The organism is Pseudoalteromonas sp. APC 3355, from assembly GCF_030407615.1.
In the GTDB taxonomy this organism is placed as follows: Bacteria; Pseudomonadota; Gammaproteobacteria; order Enterobacterales; family Alteromonadaceae; genus Pseudoalteromonas; species Pseudoalteromonas distincta.
The window spans coordinates 29,817-45,478 of the sequence record NZ_JASDDB010000023.1 but is presented as its reverse complement, the minus strand read 5'-3'; the positions used below and the strand labels follow the sequence as shown (position 1 = coordinate 45,478).

Genomic DNA, 15,662 nt, shown 5'->3' with positions numbered 1-15,662 from the left:
ATGGTGGGTTATGATGGATTTGAACCATCGACCAATTGATTAAAAGTCAACTGCTCTACCAACTGAGCTAATAACCCGCTCTTTTTATCGCATTTCGAGTGGGGTAACCATTCGTTTGCTGCGGGCGCTTATAATACTTATTTATAAAATGAGTGCAACCGAAATTGTCTCTTTTTTTAAGTTTTTATGTCTAGATGCACAAAATTAAACCGTTTGTGCTCAAACTACATGCAAATCCAAGATTCTTCGAGAGTTTCCATGTAGTTTGCTCGCCTTAACTAGAAATTTAATCGCTGGTGAACTTTAGTTTCCCAAACGATCAGTTGCTAGTTTTGCAGCGGTAGTACTTGGGTATTGATTGATAAGATCGCTCAATATTTTTTGTGCTTGCGCCGCTGAACCTTGATCTTGTAAAAGTGTGCCTAACTTTAGCATTGCATCAGGGCGTTTATTAGAATTTGGAAATTCGTTAACAACCACTTTAAAATGCTCTACCGCTTTTACGCCATCATTTTTAATAGTAAGCAACTGCCCTAACCAATAATGCGCGTTAGACGCATATACAGAGTTTGGATAGGTAGTTAAAAACGTTTGAAATTCAGGAATCGCTTGATCATAACGTTTATCTTTCATTATTAACGCAACAGCACGCTCGTACGCTTCATTTTCAGATAAGTCACTGCTGTAGCTCTGTGCATCGTTTGGCTGCGCCTGATCGGCTACTGGAGCTGCTGTTGGCTGTGTATAAGCCTGGCTAACGCGGTTTTCAATCTCTTGATACAACTCACGCTGACGCTGGAGTACTTTTTCAAGTTTGTAGCTTTGCTCTTCAGTTACACCGCGAATTTGACTTACTTCGTCTTGTAACAAGTTAAGTTGTTGCTGTAACTCTACTTGTAAAAAGTTACGCGACTGCATCATATTCTCAAGCGACGCTAATCGCTTCTCAATACTTGATTGTGAACTTGCAGCTTCTGAAACAGGAGCGGGAGCAGCCATTAACTGGGTGCTCCCGCTCAATATCATGGCTGCCAAAATAATTTTCGGCTTCATAATATCTCTTATCTTAGTAAACTAGTACCGCACGGCGGTTTTTAGCGAAAGCTGATTCAGTGCGAGATTTAACCATTGGCTTCTCTTCACCGTAGCTTACCACTGACATTTGGCTAGCTGAAACACCTAAGCTTAATAGGTATTTTTCAACTGCTTGGCCACGGTGCTCACCTAGTGCAATGTTGTACTCTGGAGTACCGCGCTCATCTGCGTGGCCTTCAATTAGTACTTTAACTGATGGGTTTTGAACTAAAAACTCAGCATGTGCACGAAGTAAATCAGCGTACTTACCTTCAACAGTCGCTTTATCAAAGTCAAAGTAAATTACTTGCTCTTGACGTAGTGCTTCGTACTTTTGACGAAGTTGCTCTTCTGCTTGTTGCTCAGGAGAGATTGTAGCTACTTCAACTGTATCAGTGTTAGTTGATTGCTCAACAACGCCTTGATTTGATTGGTTTGCAGCACCTTCATCAATATCAGAAGATGAGCTACAAGCTGCTAATGTCATTACTGGCACAGCAATTAGCAGGCCTTTAAGTATTTTGTTAAGTTGCATTGAGTAGATTCCTATTTTGAGTAAACCAGTAATATTACTGTAAGTATGGCGACCAAGCTGGTGCCTTTACTTGTCCGTCTAGCACAGGTAACCGTGCTTTAAAGCGGCCGTCCATCGATACTAGCGCAAGTACCTGTTTATTATTATGGAGCGTGCTGTATATAATCATCGAACCATTTGGCGCTATGCTCGGTGATTCATCTAGGCGTGTTCTCGTTAATACTTGAAACGCACCTGTAGCCAGCTCTTTCTTAGCAAGATGGTACTGCCCGTTGGTACGGTTAACCATCACTAATTCTTTTCCATCTGGTGTTATAGAACCAGCAAGGTTCATATCACCATCAAAGGTGAGTCGTTGTGACCTACCTGTTTTTAAATTTAACTTATAAATCTGAGCATTACCACCCCTTTCAGATGTAAACACAATATCTTGGCCATTAGGGTACCAAGATGGCTCAGTATCTATGCTACGATGATTTGTTAAGCGTGTTTCTTTACGTGTAGCAAGGTCAAGCATGTAAACTTCTGTCGCACCCGTCTTATCCTTAGAAAGCACTAATAATAGCTTTTTACCATCTGGCGAAAACTGCGGTGCACCATTAATACCACGGTAGCTTGCTATTATTTCACGCTTACCTGTGTATATATCTTGAATGTAAATTTGGCTTTGACGGTTTTCAAACGTTACATACGCTAGTTTAGTACCATTTGGTGACCATGCTGGCGACATTAATGGTTCTTTTGAACGAAGTAATACCTGTTCGTTAAAACCATCGTAATCAGCAACGACTAGTTGATAAGGTTTAGGCTCGTTATCACGTACTATTACATATGCAATTTTAGTTAAAAACGCGCCCTTTTCACCCGTTAGCTTTTCATAAATAACATCACTAATGCGGTGTGAATAACGACGAAAACCACTCTCGCCAATAACACTTTCACGCGCTTCTAAAATATGATCTTGGCTTTTAACTAACTTACCGTTACTCATCATTTGCGTATTGCCACCAGTAATTTGGCCGCGAATCACATCAACTAACTCATAACGAACTAAATAACGCCCATCAGTTTGTTGTTCAACCTCACCAACAAGAACAGCTTCAACACCTTTATTAACCCAAGACGCATAATCAATTTCGCCATCTTTACTTGGCTGTTGCGGCATTTGCGCCACATCAACAGGTTTAAACTTACCACTGCGCATTAAATCGGCAGCAATAACACCACTTAGCTTTTCAGGGATTGGACCAACACCTTGGTATTTAAAAGGTACAATGGCAATAGGCCTTGCACCGTCTACACCTTCTGTTATTACAATTTCAAGCGCTGCATTAGCAACACCCGTAAACCCAAACAGTAAAACTAAACAGGCTATTTTTATTTTGTTGAACATATCATTCCTTTAAAATTCTGGCTTGATTGTTAAATTAATATTCTTAAGTTTTTCGAATACGTCTTTATCTTTAGATACCGGTAATGTGTCAGCCATGCGCACTGCTCTTAATGCAGCTTCACATACTAACTTGTCGCCACCTAATGATTTAACTTGCGTTACTAAACCATTAAAGCCCAAACGAATATTAACTCGGCACTGTTGGTTTTTCATTTTTTCATCAATCAGTAAGTTTTGCTGAATACGCGCCATAATTAATGCACGGTACTTATCAACTTCGCTCACCACTTGTTGCTGACGTATTTTACTACGGGCAGCCTGCTCTTTGGCAAGTTGCTCTTGTAACATTTGCTCTTGCATTGCTTGCTGGCGTTTACGTTCGGCCTCAGCAGCACGCTCTTTTGCTTCCTCTTCACGCTTTTTGCGCTCGGCTTCTGCTTTTTTAAGCGCTTCTTCTTCAGCTTTGCGTTTGTCAGCTGCTGCTTTTGCTGCGTTTTCAGCTTCTTGCTTTTGCTTTTCGGCTTGCTTAGCTTTTGCACGCTCTTTTTGCTCAATGGCACGTGCTTTTTTAGCTTCTGCCTCGGCTTGCGCTTTTTCTTTCTCTTTAGCTTTACGCTCTTGCTCTAGCTTTTTAATATTACGTGCTTCTGATTCGCGCTGCTTGCGTGCATTGGCCGCTCTGCGTTCTAAATCACGGATACGTTTATCTTCAGCACTTTTTTTATCTTTTTCTTTCTTTTGAAGTTCAGCAATTTTTTGCTCAACTTGTTTTTGATCAACTGTAACGGCTGATACCGCTTTATCTGGCGTAGGTATAGCCGAATTAAGCGTTACTTCCATTACTTTAGGTGTTGGCGGATGAATATTTGCAGAAGCATACAAAAATCCACCAATCCCTAAATGAAGTACTATTGATTTTACTACTGAACTATTCATACAGCTACTTCCCCTCAAAGGATTCAGTCATTAATCCTACTGATGGTACGCCTGCATTTTTCAAAAAATCCATTAGTAATAATACTTCTTGATACGACACCTTACCCGAGCCTTTAATCATTACCGGCACGTCAGGGTTTTTCATTAGCTGTAATTTTATAACCGCCGCTACATCAAGTGCTTCCATAGGCTCTTCTGGATCTGTACCTACACTCACGTAATATTTACCTTGTGCATCTATTGAGGCAATAATAGGCGGAGTATCTTTAGTATCAACTAAATCAGACTCTTCCATTTTAGGTAAATCAACTTTTACACCATGCGTTATAAGCGGTGCTGTAGCCATAAATATTATAAGTAGTACCAACATTACATCAATGTAAGGTACTACATTAATCTCTGCGACCGGACGGCGCTTTTTACGCTGATACATTCGCTTGTGCCTCTATTTGTGTAGCTGCTTGACGGTGTAAAATATTAGCAAACTCTTCCATAAAGTTAATATAGTGAGACTCAAGCTTTTCAACACTGTTTGAAAAACGGTTATAAGCAATAACAGCAGGGATCGCGGCAAATAAACCCATAGCAGTGGCAATAAGTGCCTCTGCAATACCAGGTGCTACCATTTGTAATGTAGCTTGCTTAACTTCACCTAGTGCAATAAAGGCATTCATTATACCCCACACTGTACCAAACAAACCGATGTACGGGCTTATAGAACCTACTGTTGCTAAAAACGATAGACTAGATTCCATTTTTTCAATTTCACGAGAAAGCGCAACACGCATAGAGCGGTGCGTTCCTTCCATAACAATACTCGCACTTTGAAATGTATTCTTTTTATGGCGAGCAAACTCTTTAAAGCCCGAAGTAAACAAAGCTTCAATGCCTTGAGACTGACCGCTGCGTGACGATATTTCGTTATATAATTTGCTTAAATCAATACCCGACCAAAACTTTTGCTCAAATTTCTTAGCATTTATTAGCGCATCCGATATTGCTTTTTTACGTTGAAATATAATTGTCCACGACATTACAGACATGGCAACTAGCCCTAACATTACTAATTGAACAAGCAAACTTGCTTCTAAAATTAGATCTAAAAAATTAAGCCCTGATCCCACGTTAAACTCCTAAATAATTTCAAAATACGGCAAATTGGTTAATTTGTGTAAATATGACCGCTTACACGGCCAAAAGTTGCATCTAGTGTATCTAGTCCATTTCAAGCTGACAACGGTATTGCTATGAATAGGCAACAAAAAACGTTAAAAAAACAGCTTTAGTTGGCATTTCCCTTTGCCTCAGTATTTTATTTAAACTTTGAAACAAACTCGCTAACTATAAATATGCGTAAATATATGCATGAAACGTCATAAAATGCGCCGTTTATTCAAAATAAGAGCATAAACACTCAAAACCTATAAGCCTCACCTGCACGTAATAGTAAAACTAATACCGAGCTATAACGAAATAAATTACTTAAGTTATAAATTTCATAAGCTTATAAATTTAACGATTAATTAACGCACAAGATTCAAACAACAATAAAATTCACTAAATTAGTTTTTCTAATCTGAAAATACAAATTTTCTAGTTTGAACAAAAAAGTAAACTTACGTATTATTCTCCCATACCGAGCTAGCGCACTGAATGAGATAGTTTCATTAAGCCAAGTTCTTAGTAATAGGATATTTTATCGTATTACATTGTTTTACTCTTTCTGGATAAAACCAAATTTAGTAAAACGTAGTTCCCCTGGATTACTTCCTTCAACTTGTTGTTTGCCCGCATTTTTTGCGGGCTTTTTTTTGCCTGCAATTTAGTGCGCTACATATTTTATTTATAAACTAATAATTGCCCTACCTAATTTACAATAAGTAATTCGCTTACTAGTTTGAATGGTACGCAGGATAGCTTCGCGAGTCTTAACGCCCTGTGAATTAACAGTTAACTATAAAGCGTATTAGTATTTTGAAATAACATTTGCAACAGAGTGTTGAGGTTTTGAGTATAATAATTCGAAACAAAGGGATACTGAAACAATTACCTGCTGCGCAATAAAACACAGCAAGTAAAGTATATAGGCTAGTCTTTTTTAGGAAGTAAACCAAAGTGATGATATGCACTGTCAGACACTATGCGTCCACGTGGTGTACGCTGAATAAATCCTTGCTGGATTAAAAATGGCTCTATTACATCTTCTATTGTTTCGCGCTCTTCACCAATAGCAGCCGCTACATTGTCGAGCCCTACTGGGCCGCCCATAAATTTTTCGATTATGGCGAGTAAATATTTGCGGTCCATATAATCAAAACCACTTTTATCTACGTCAATCATATCAAGGGCTTGCTTAGCTACATCGGCGTTTACTGTGCCGTCAGATTTTACTTGGGTGTAATCGCGTACACGGCGCAATAAGCGGTTTGCAATACGTGGTGTGCCGCGCGAGCGCTGCGCGATTTCGGTAGCACCATCGTCACACATTTCTAAACCGAGATAATGTGCTGAACGCCCTACTATGTGCGATAAATCTTCTACAGAATAAAACTCTAATCGCTGCACAATTCCAAAACGGTCACGCAGTGGCGATGTAAGCGAGCCTGCTCGTGTGGTTGCACCAATAAGTGTAAATGCAGGTAAGTCTAATTTAATAGAACGCGCAGCTGGGCCTTCACCAATCATTATATCAAGCTGGTAGTCTTCCATTGCGGGATACAGTATTTCTTCAACTTGCGGGCTTAGCCTGTGTATTTCATCGATAAACAGTACATCGCCTTCTTCTAAATTAGTAAGTAGAGCAGCTAAATCGCCTGCTTTTTCAAGTACAGGGCCTGATGTTGTTTTAATACTTACGTGTAATTCATTGGCTACAATATTTGCAAGCGTGGTTTTACCAAGCCCAGGTGGGCCAAATATTAATAAATGATCGAGCGCTTCACCACGGGTTCGGGCAGCTTCAATAAAAATTTCCATTTGCTGCTTAACATGAGGCTGGCCTCTGTAGTCGGCTAAAAGTTTTGGTCTGATTGCACGATCTATAGAGTCTTCATTTGTTTTTTCAGTCGCATCAATTAAGCGATCCGCTTCAATCATGGGTTACTCACAACATAGATTTTAAAGATTCTCTAATAAGAACCTCAGTAGACATATCGGGTTTACTTATCGATTTTACTGCTTTTTGAGCTTGTGGCAATTTATAACCTAATGCAAGCAGTGCCGATACGGCATCATCCGCTGCATTATTAGCAATTGTCGCATCGCTCATTGGCTCTATTACTGCACTGTCGCTAAATGGCGTAAATAAATCATTACCCCAATCTTTTAATCTGTCTTTCATTTCGAGTACTAAACGCTCGGCTGTTTTTTTACCTACACCGGGTAATTTAACAAGCGATGTTGAGTCTTCGTTATTTACACAACTTACAAATTGTTTTGCCGACATGCCCGATAAAATAGCTAAGCCAAGTTTTGGCCCTACGCCATTTGCTTTTAATAGCTCTCTAAACAAAGCACGTTCAACTTTATTATTAAAACCAAACAATAGTTGAGCATCTTCACGCACTACAAAGTGAGTGTAAACAATCGCATTTTCACCAATTTTTGGTAAATCGTAAAAACAGGTCATCGGCATTTGTACTTCGTAACCGACACCACTTACTTCGAGTAATATTTCTGGTGGCTGTTTTTCGACTAAAATACCATTTAAGCGGCCTATCATAATTATTTCCTTAAACGTCCTCTAACGGTTTTGCTTGCGCTACCCGCTAGTTTAATTAAATTTTGTTCTGAGTGAGCGTGGCAAATCGCAATAGCGAGTGCATCAGCTGCATCGGCCTGTGGCGTACCTGGTAGTTTCAAAATATTTTTTACCATGTGTTGCACTTGTGTTTTATCTGCACCACCGTTGCCTACTACTGCTTGCTTAATTTGCCTAGCTGAGTATTCAAATACGGGTAAGTCGGCCATTGCAGCGCCAACAATCGCCGCGCCTCTAGCTTGGCCTAGTTTTAAAGCTGAATCGGGGTTGTGCGCCATAAATACTTTTTCAATGGCAAAGGTTTCTGGCGAAAACTGTTCAATAAGCTGTGTAATGCCTTGGTAGATCATTTTAAGCCTAACCGGAAAAGGATGATCGGCTAACTTAATACAACCACTGCCTAAGTATGTAAATTTAGAACCTTGATGGGCAACAACGCCATATCCGGTCAAACGTGAACCAGGATCGATCCCTAAAATAATGGCCAAACAGCACTCCATTGTTATTATTTTTAAATTACGCTAATAATGCCAGAGCACTGTATAAATTACCAGTACAAAGAAAAACAAAAATGCCCACGTGTTAGGTGGGCATTTGCAGGAGGATGTTAGTTTAAGCTTACCCTAGGGCACGCACTAATCCTTGGGTATTTTGTTTAAGTGTTCGAGCAATCATTAAATAGCCTAAACCAGCCACAAATACACCGCCAGCTACCGGACCAATAATCCATATATGCGGATGTAACTTACCTGCTAAATCAAACATTTGTTGCTGCACAATTAAAAGCGCTATATCACTAAAAAATGCGGCAACTAAGCCAGCTAAACCGCCGAGTAATAAAAACTCGTACAAGGTCGCGTTTTTAATTAATCGGCTTTTAGCGCCAAGTGTTCGCAGTATTACAATTTCTTGCATACGCTCACCTAAACTAGCTTGCACTTGCGATATAAGTACAAGCGCGCCACACAGCACAACAATTGCAAGTACAAAGCCAATGGCGAGTGATACTTGCGAAATAGTTGTTTGTATTTGCTTAACAAAGTTATCAATATCAATCGCTGTAATAGTAGGGTAAGTACGCAATAACTGGCTAAAGTCACGCTTTTGATCTGGATTTATACGTACAGACGAAATATACGTTGCCGGAAAATCTGCAAGTACATCTGGGCTTAAAATAATAAAAAAGTTAGGTTTAAGCGTGGCCCAATTAACTTTGCGCACACTGGTGATTTTAGCATCGAACGACTGCGAACCAATTAAAAATGTAAGCGTATCGCCTATCTCAACATCTAAACGCTCAAGCATCGACTCCTCTACTGAGGCTTCAGCCATCGCATTTTCACCAAACCACGTGCCTTGTGTTACTTCATTTTGGTCAGGCACATCTTTAAGCCATGTAAGATTTAGCTCGCGGCCAATACCTGCACGTGCTTCTTCGTCTTTTTTCTCGTTGTCTTGCAGCGATACTGAACGTGCTACCAACTCGCCATTCACCGCATTTACGCGCCCACGAATAGTGGGATAAAACTCTGATACTTGAATATCTTTTTGAGCTAAATATTCATTAATTGGCTCAAGCTCATTTTGCGTAATATTAACTAAAAACGCATTAGGCGCGTCGCTTGGAAGTTGCGACTGCCAATCAGATATCATGTCGTTTTTAAGTACCACTAAAAACAGCAGTAATTTAATCGCTAACGAAAAACTAATTAACTGTACCGCGTTCACATTTGCACGCTTTTGAATAGATGCAATTGCAAGCGACCAACTGTTACCTGGCTTAAGTCCTAATTTTCGACCGCCACCAAATATTAATTTAGATACTAAAAACAGCACACCAATTAGCGCAAGTGTTGATATAAACAAAATAAGCGTTATTTTTATGTTGTTGCTAAATAACCACATTAATAAAAACACGGTTAGCGCACTCATACCTAAATGCACACGACTTACTGCCAACTTGTCACCTAAGTTACGGCGCAGAACTCTAAGCGGCGGAATATCAAATAAATCAAATAACGGTTTGATAGAAAACATAACAGCACAAATTACGCCAGTGCTTATAGCCACCAGCCAAGGTTTAAAGCCACCTAAAGGTAACTCTGTGCCCATACTTTTTGATAAGTAACTTGTTGCTATTTCTTGCAAGCCATAACCAATTAACAGCCCTATACTTACCGCCATTGCACATACAAGCAATAAATGAAGCATGTATATTTTGCGGATCATTGAGCGGCTACCGCCGAGCGTTTTCATCATCGCTACTGGGTCGTATTGGCGTTCACAATAACGTTTTGCTGAAACAGCTATAGCCACTGCTGCCAAAATAATGCCCAGTAAACCAGCAAGTAATAAAAAGCTCTCAGCGCGGTTTAAGCTGTTTGAAATGGGGGATTGGCGGTCTTTAACGCCATACCATTGTTGGTTTTCTTTCATTTGTGGTTTAAGCCATTCGTAAAAGCTATTTATGTCGGCCTCACTACCTGCATAAAGTTGGCGGTAATAAACACGACTACCTGGCTGCACAACTTCGGTTTTTGCCACATCGTCAATATTAATAAGCACACGACGGCTGCTCGAAAATACATTAAATGGCGCGTCAGGCTCCTCTACAATAACTTTTGAAACATTAAATAATGCAGCGCCAAGCTCTACTTGCGCGCCTATATCAATATTTAAACTGTAAAATACCGATTCACTTAGCCACACATTACCAGGCGTTGGTCCGCTATTAGCAACCTTAGTTTCACCTGTAAGGGTATCCTTAACTTTTAACTGACCTTTTAGCGGATACGCATTAGATGCCGCTTTTACTGAGCTAAACTGCATTTCATCATCGGCAAACAACATAGTGTCGAAGTACACCATTTGCGCCGTTTTTAAATTTTGGCTCTGTGCTTTAGTAATAAAAGCAGTATCGAGAACATGATCGCTTGCAAGTACACGGTCTGCAGCAATAAAAGCACTGCTTTTTTGCGCAATACTTTGCCCTATCCGCTCAGTAACCATAGACAGTGTAAGCACGGTTAAAACAGCAAGAGCGATAGCTGCGCTTATGACCGTGAGCTCACCACGGCGAAATTCTCGCGAAAATAACTTAAGCGCTAACTTAACCCACATTAGCAATGTCCTCTACTTGGCTTTTTACCAGTAAGCCCGCTTCTATTTGAATAATGTGCTCACATTTTTGTGCAAGCCCTTCATCGTGAGTAACCAAAATAAGCGTGGTGCCGTGTTGCGTGTTTAAATCAAATAATAAGGATTCAATCATTTTACCGTTTTTGCTGTCTAAATTAGCCGAAGGCTCATCAGCAAATAGTATTTTAGGTGTACCAATAAATGCTCGCGCAATAGCAACACGTTGCTGTTCACCGCCAGAGAGTTGCGACGGGTAATGATCAATTCGATGGCTCAAGCCTACTTTTTCAAGTAATGCAATTGCTTGCTCTTTTGCATCACTTTCACCAGCGAGCTCTGCTGGCAGCATAACGTTTTCTAGTGCCGTTAAGCTTTGTACTAACATAAACGATTGAAATACAAATCCAATTTTAGCCGCGCGCAGTGCAGCACGCTCTTCTTCATCTAAATTGTGTAATGGTTCACCATCTAAAAATATTTCACCGCTGCTGGCGGTGTCCAGCCCTGCTAATAAACTGAGTAACGTAGATTTACCAGAGCCCGACGTGCCAACAATAGCAACAGACTCGCCATGCTTGACATTAAAGCTGATGTCGCTGAGGATGGGCAGCTCACCTTCAAAGGTAGAGACTACTTTAGACAAACCATTAACCTGAATTATATTTAATTGAGAAAGCGCTGACATATGACTCATTCAATCCTTCGTTTAGTATTCATTTTATTTTTAGTTATCAAACCGCTGAGCGCAGCAGCCGACAACACGATTTTAATACTCGGTGACAGTTTAAGCGCAGCCTACGGACTTCAACAAGAAGAAGGCTGGGTAAAATTGTTACAAGATAAATACGATGACGAACAAGCCGACATTGAACTTATCAACGCCAGTATTAGTGGCGAAACATCTGGTGGAGCCCTACGCCGTTTAGATGCATTGCTTGAGCAATACGAACCCACTCATGTACTTATTGAGCTAGGTGCTAATGACGGTTTACGTGGTTTTCCAGTCAAAAAAATGCAAACTAATTTAACGTCTCTTATTCAAAAAAGCCAAGCAGCTAATGCGATGACCGCCTTAATGGAGATTTACATTCCCCCTAATTACGGCCCGCGTTACAGTAAAATGTTTACTGACACTTTTTCGCGCGTTAGCGAAGAAACAAATGCGCATTTAATGAACTTTTTTATGCTCGATATTGCCAGTCAACCTGAGCTAATGCAAAACGATAGTTTACACCCTAACAAAAAAGCTCAGCCATTAATACGAGATGAGATGTATGACTCGATCAAAAAGTGGTTAAATAAAGACTAGCTAATTAATACACCGCAAGGGCGCCTTTTTAGGTCTCTTGCGTAATAAACACCCAAACAAACAATCGCTTATTGATTTTTAAAAAAATACACGTACTATTGCAAACAACGTCGGTATGTAGCGCAGCTTGGTAGCGCACTGTCATGGGGTGGCAGGGGTCGAGAGTTCGAATCTCTCCATACCGACCATTAATACCAATCCGCAATAATACTTAATCATTTTGCGGGGCTAAACGTGTCGCTACCTGTGTTAAAAAATTCTCATTTAGAACAACTAAATAGCGAATTTTTTGCCTAGCTATCAACACGTTTTTCCATCTTAAAAATAGATCACTTAATTAAGCGAATTGGTATAAACTCCCTCTATATCAATAAGTTAAACTTCTCTTCAAAATATAGCCAAAATCCATCTTTTTGATTCTACAATTTATCCGTAGCACTATCTTATTTATCTAAGCGCACTTAATAAAACTGAGTTTAGCTGGCTAGTTTTGTGGTTTTTGAGGGGGGTTGTATTTGATTGTTATTAACTTGAAGTGGCCTTTGTGGGATCTATATGAAGCATTTAATTTCAATTTATTGAAATTAAAATAAAAAAGCGCTCTAAGCGCTTTTTTATTAAAGTACTAGTGCTTGCGCCCTACACCATTACGTACCATATCTTGCCCTGTTTGGAATACATCTTCTGTAATACTGCGCGCTAAAAGTAATTTTTGATTATCGTCAAACACGGCTACAAAACGACTACCATCACTATTGTTTGTTGCCATACCAACGCCCGAAACATCCTTAAGGCCAAGACCGCCGTTTTCTACATTTAATAAAAAGCTTTCTAATTCGGCTAGACTAGAAATTACATCATTATCTTTATTCATTTTAACACTCTTTTAGTAAGGCTTTTAAATCATTATGGTGGCTATTTTATAGAGAAGAGCCAAAAACTTAAACCCTTGGCTCAGGTTAGTCACTAAATCGACTTTATAGCTAACTCTAAATTGCTTAGCGCACAACCAAACTCTTTTGCATTGATGCGATGATACTGTGTGTCACTCGTTGCTGTAAGGCTAATTATAAACTCGTCTTGTTGGGCTACCGCACTTTGCTCTTGGCTTAAACACATAGCTTGAGTAAGTGAACGCAGTTTTGAATTTGTTAAAATTGAGCCAAAACGCTGCACTGGCAATGGAGGTATTTTTATAGCGGGTAACGCTTCATCTATTGTGCGTGCGCTTAAGGTAAACGTATTATTGGTAATTTCAATTACACTGCTTGTAGGCCAGTACGAGTAGCTATAGCTCTTACTCTCAGGTTGGGCTTTTCCTTGGTTAGCCAAATGCACTACACCACTTTTGCCTATTACGGTTATTAAACTACCTTCTGGCGATTTAATAGCAACTAAGGCTGTATTTTCATCAATACCAAATCCATGTTGAATTTCTGTTTTAGTACTTTTTACTTCGTTTTTATTTAGCGCTGCTGTGAGCCTAAATGTACGGTTTTGTTCGCTAAATTGAGTATCTAGTACACCAAAATTAAAGCTGCCCAGCCCACTAGCATTAGTGTTATTTTCACTTTTACGAAGTGCCTCAAGGCTTGTCGTATTTGTAAGCATGCTCGTCACTTTACTTTGGATTGCTGCGCCTGCTCCTTCACCTACAATCACTGGGCGAGTTTGCAATGCTTGCGTCCAAGGGTATGGGTTATTGTTTGGATCAAATAATATCTTATGTGTTAAAGCCGCATCACCATCATTAAACATAACGCCGGTACTGCTTTTAATAAGTGATACAAGTGCATTAGTGCCACTTTTACATAAAGCGTATTCGGCCTTTGTGCGATCGGGATAAATCACTTCACGGTTATACACATTCATTAATGTATTTCTAAGCGCTGGTAATTCATCGCACGAGTTACTCGTAATCGCTTTAGCAAGCGCTGGCGTTAGTGCTAACCATTGAGTGTTTATATTTGATTGTGCCAAAAAACTTTGCGCTACATCTGCCGACTCATAAGGGTCGCGGCTCGAAGCCGTAATAGCAAGCATGGTTGGTTTTGCGTTATTAACTTTTAAACTGCCCGACACAAATTGTAAAATATTATTAGTCGCAACCTCATTATTAAAATCGGTATTTACTTGCTCTTTTAAACGCTCACCGTTTTTATTAAGTAGCGGTACTTCTAGCATATCAAATACAAAGTTGTACTCTTGCTGAGTTAGACTTTCTAATTGCTGATTATTTATATCGCGCCACTGCCAGAGTAAATCTGTTTTTGATAAGCTATTTGACGATTTACTTTGTATGGTTTTAAGTGTTTTTAATACAGCCGTTTTTGCCTCAACATTATTATTAGGCCAATGCTGCGCGATGTTTTTTATTTGAGAGCTGCTAAGTGTATATAAATTATGTGACTTACCATCAATAACAGCCTCTTTTTGGCAATTATTGAGCTTGGCGCTAGTACAGGTAGTAAGCTCTGACCCCACTAAAATTAAAGTTTGGCTTTGCTCTTGAGCCACTGCATTTATTGAAAATCCTGCACCGACCAATGCCACTACCATACCCAGTAACTTCGGCTGTTGATCACGTAAAAATGCACATATCATAATGTAAACTCTAATATAAATAATAAAACTAATGTGCTGTAGTTTAACAGCTAGCCACTGGCGCCTAAATATATTTTTGTAAATGTTAAATAATTCAAGTCTCTGAAAAACGTTCGGGTTAAGCACTGCATTTAAATACATTGTTTAGTATGCCCTTTTGTCTTTGTAAATATTATCTAAACAAATTTAAACGGGGCATTTATTGACCAATCTTATTGTTTAAATTACGGTGGTGAATTATTTTATGTAACTGGGGTGAAATATGGACTTTTCTAATGAAGAGATAAATTTTTTTGCTGAGTTATTTAAGCCTAATAAAAAGTCACATGCTCACAACAGTCACGTTTTAACGTTACAAAGTTCAGTACCAGCCAATATTGCTCACTTACTTAATAGCGCTAATTTAACCCTGCTCGCAGAGGTTGCACACTATCAGTTATGGTTTCCGTTGGACTTGAAAATTGATAGCGCCGGTATAATCAAACCGATTTTAACCGCCCCCGAAGTAATAGACACACAAGGCACACTGCGCAGTTGGCGCTGGAGTGAGCTAAATATTAAAAGCCAAGGGTTTAAAATTGAATCAATATCAAACACGGGGATGTTTTTAAAACCCCTCAGAAAAGGTAACCATTTAAATAAATCACAGCACATGGAATTTATTTTACCTAACAAACAAAGTATTTCGATGGAAATAGAACCCGTAAGGCAAAGCACGCAAGGTATAGCCGCTAAAATAACGCAAATTCATAGCGGTCAAGAGCAACTAAGAGCTTACCTATTTGAAGAACATAAGCGTCAACATGCTAAATTATACGAGAATGGCCAATTAGTTGAGCAGCTAATTTAATAGGTGTTTACCCCGCTATACTTGCATTTAGTTGGCTTTATTTAACCCCCTCTCAATGTTAAT

At 39.5% G+C, this 15,662-nt stretch carries 15 protein-coding genes and 2 tRNA genes; 3 read left to right on the top strand and 14 right to left on the bottom strand.

Annotated features, from left to right (window positions below; genetic code table 11):
• Position 1: 1 nt before the first annotated feature.
• The 12 genes from QMA08_RS19875 to QMA08_RS19820 all read right to left on the bottom strand — a co-directional run bounded on the left by QMA08_RS19875 (position 2) and on the right by QMA08_RS19820 (position 11,521).
• Positions 2 to 77, bottom strand: a tRNA-Lys gene (locus QMA08_RS19875).
• Between the two features lie 226 nt (positions 78 to 303).
• Positions 304 to 1,053 carry a tol-pal system protein YbgF gene (gene ybgF / locus QMA08_RS19870; RefSeq protein WP_290175311.1) on the bottom strand — a complete coding sequence of 250 codons (750 nt, stop codon included), beginning with the start codon at positions 1,051 to 1,053 and terminating at the stop codon, positions 304 to 306.
• Between the two features lie 13 nt (positions 1,054 to 1,066).
• Positions 1,067 to 1,609, bottom strand: a complete 543-nt coding sequence (pal, locus tag QMA08_RS19865; protein ID WP_002960636.1) for a peptidoglycan-associated lipoprotein Pal — start codon at positions 1,607 to 1,609, stop codon at positions 1,067 to 1,069.
• Positions 1,610 to 1,643: 34 nt separating this feature from the next.
• Positions 1,644 to 3,002 carry a Tol-Pal system beta propeller repeat protein TolB gene (gene tolB, locus QMA08_RS19860; RefSeq protein WP_138488837.1) on the bottom strand — a complete coding sequence of 453 codons (1,359 nt, stop codon included), beginning with the start codon at positions 3,000 to 3,002 and terminating at the stop codon, positions 1,644 to 1,646.
• 9 nt (positions 3,003 to 3,011) lie between these two features.
• Positions 3,012 to 3,938: a cell envelope integrity protein TolA gene (gene tolA, locus QMA08_RS19855; protein ID WP_002960639.1), complete on the bottom strand. Its 927-nt coding sequence runs from the start codon at positions 3,936 to 3,938 to the stop codon at positions 3,012 to 3,014.
• A 4-nt stretch (positions 3,939 to 3,942) separates the two neighbouring features.
• A complete protein-coding gene (tolR, locus tag QMA08_RS19850) occupies positions 3,943 to 4,371 on the bottom strand; it encodes a protein TolR (RefSeq protein ID WP_002960641.1) in 429 nt (142 codons plus the stop codon).
• Entirely contained in the window at positions 4,358 to 5,062 is a 705-nt protein-coding gene (tolQ, locus tag QMA08_RS19845; RefSeq protein ID WP_002960643.1) for a protein TolQ, read from the bottom strand. The genes tolR and tolQ overlap by 14 nt, the downstream gene beginning before the upstream one ends.
• A 964-nt stretch (positions 5,063 to 6,026) precedes the next feature.
• Positions 6,027 to 7,034 carry a Holliday junction branch migration DNA helicase RuvB gene (gene ruvB, locus QMA08_RS19840; protein ID WP_002960645.1) on the bottom strand — a complete coding sequence of 336 codons (1,008 nt, stop codon included), beginning with the start codon at positions 7,032 to 7,034 and terminating at the stop codon, positions 6,027 to 6,029.
• A 7-nt stretch (positions 7,035 to 7,041) separates the two neighbouring features.
• Positions 7,042 to 7,659 (bottom strand): Holliday junction branch migration protein RuvA, encoded by a 618-nt coding sequence (ruvA, locus tag QMA08_RS19835; RefSeq protein ID WP_002960647.1) that lies wholly within the window; start codon positions 7,657 to 7,659, stop codon positions 7,042 to 7,044.
• A gap of 2 nt (positions 7,660 to 7,661) precedes the next feature.
• Positions 7,662 to 8,186, bottom strand: coding sequence for a crossover junction endodeoxyribonuclease RuvC (gene ruvC, locus QMA08_RS19830; RefSeq protein ID WP_002960649.1), 525 nt, complete (start codon positions 8,184 to 8,186; stop codon positions 7,662 to 7,664).
• 130 nt (positions 8,187 to 8,316) lie between these two features.
• A complete protein-coding gene (locus QMA08_RS19825) occupies positions 8,317 to 10,818 on the bottom strand; it encodes an FtsX-like permease family protein (protein ID WP_138488836.1) in 2,502 nt (833 codons plus the stop codon).
• Positions 10,808 to 11,521, bottom strand: coding sequence for an ABC transporter ATP-binding protein (locus QMA08_RS19820; RefSeq protein WP_002960653.1), 714 nt, complete (start codon positions 11,519 to 11,521; stop codon positions 10,808 to 10,810). The genes QMA08_RS19825 and QMA08_RS19820 overlap by 11 nt, the downstream gene beginning before the upstream one ends.
• Between QMA08_RS19820 and QMA08_RS19815 the strand changes: the two genes are divergently transcribed.
• Both QMA08_RS19815 and QMA08_RS19810 read left to right on the top strand, forming a co-directional pair.
• Positions 11,522 to 12,145, top strand: a complete 624-nt coding sequence (locus QMA08_RS19815; RefSeq protein WP_039490141.1) for an arylesterase — start codon at positions 11,522 to 11,524, stop codon at positions 12,143 to 12,145.
• 111 nt (positions 12,146 to 12,256) lie between these two features.
• Positions 12,257 to 12,333: transfer RNA gene (locus tag QMA08_RS19810), tRNA-Pro, on the top strand.
• A 437-nt stretch (positions 12,334 to 12,770) separates the two neighbouring features.
• Here the strand turns inward: QMA08_RS19810 and QMA08_RS19805 are convergent.
• Together QMA08_RS19805 and QMA08_RS19800 are read right to left on the bottom strand one after the other, a co-directional pair.
• Complete coding sequence (locus tag QMA08_RS19805; RefSeq protein ID WP_290175310.1) at positions 12,771 to 13,019, bottom strand: hypothetical protein; 249 nt, start codon at positions 13,017 to 13,019, stop codon at positions 12,771 to 12,773.
• A gap of 92 nt (positions 13,020 to 13,111) precedes the next feature.
• Positions 13,112 to 14,749: a cyanophycinase gene (locus tag QMA08_RS19800; RefSeq protein WP_290175309.1), complete on the bottom strand. Its 1,638-nt coding sequence runs from the start codon at positions 14,747 to 14,749 to the stop codon at positions 13,112 to 13,114.
• 262 nt (positions 14,750 to 15,011) lie between these two features.
• Between QMA08_RS19800 and QMA08_RS19795 the strand changes: the two genes are divergently transcribed.
• The gene (locus QMA08_RS19795) at positions 15,012 to 15,599 is read left to right on the top strand and encodes a hypothetical protein (protein WP_290175308.1); all 588 of its coding nucleotides are present in this window, start codon (positions 15,012 to 15,014) and stop codon (positions 15,597 to 15,599) included.
• Positions 15,600 to 15,662: the final 63 nt, after the last annotated feature.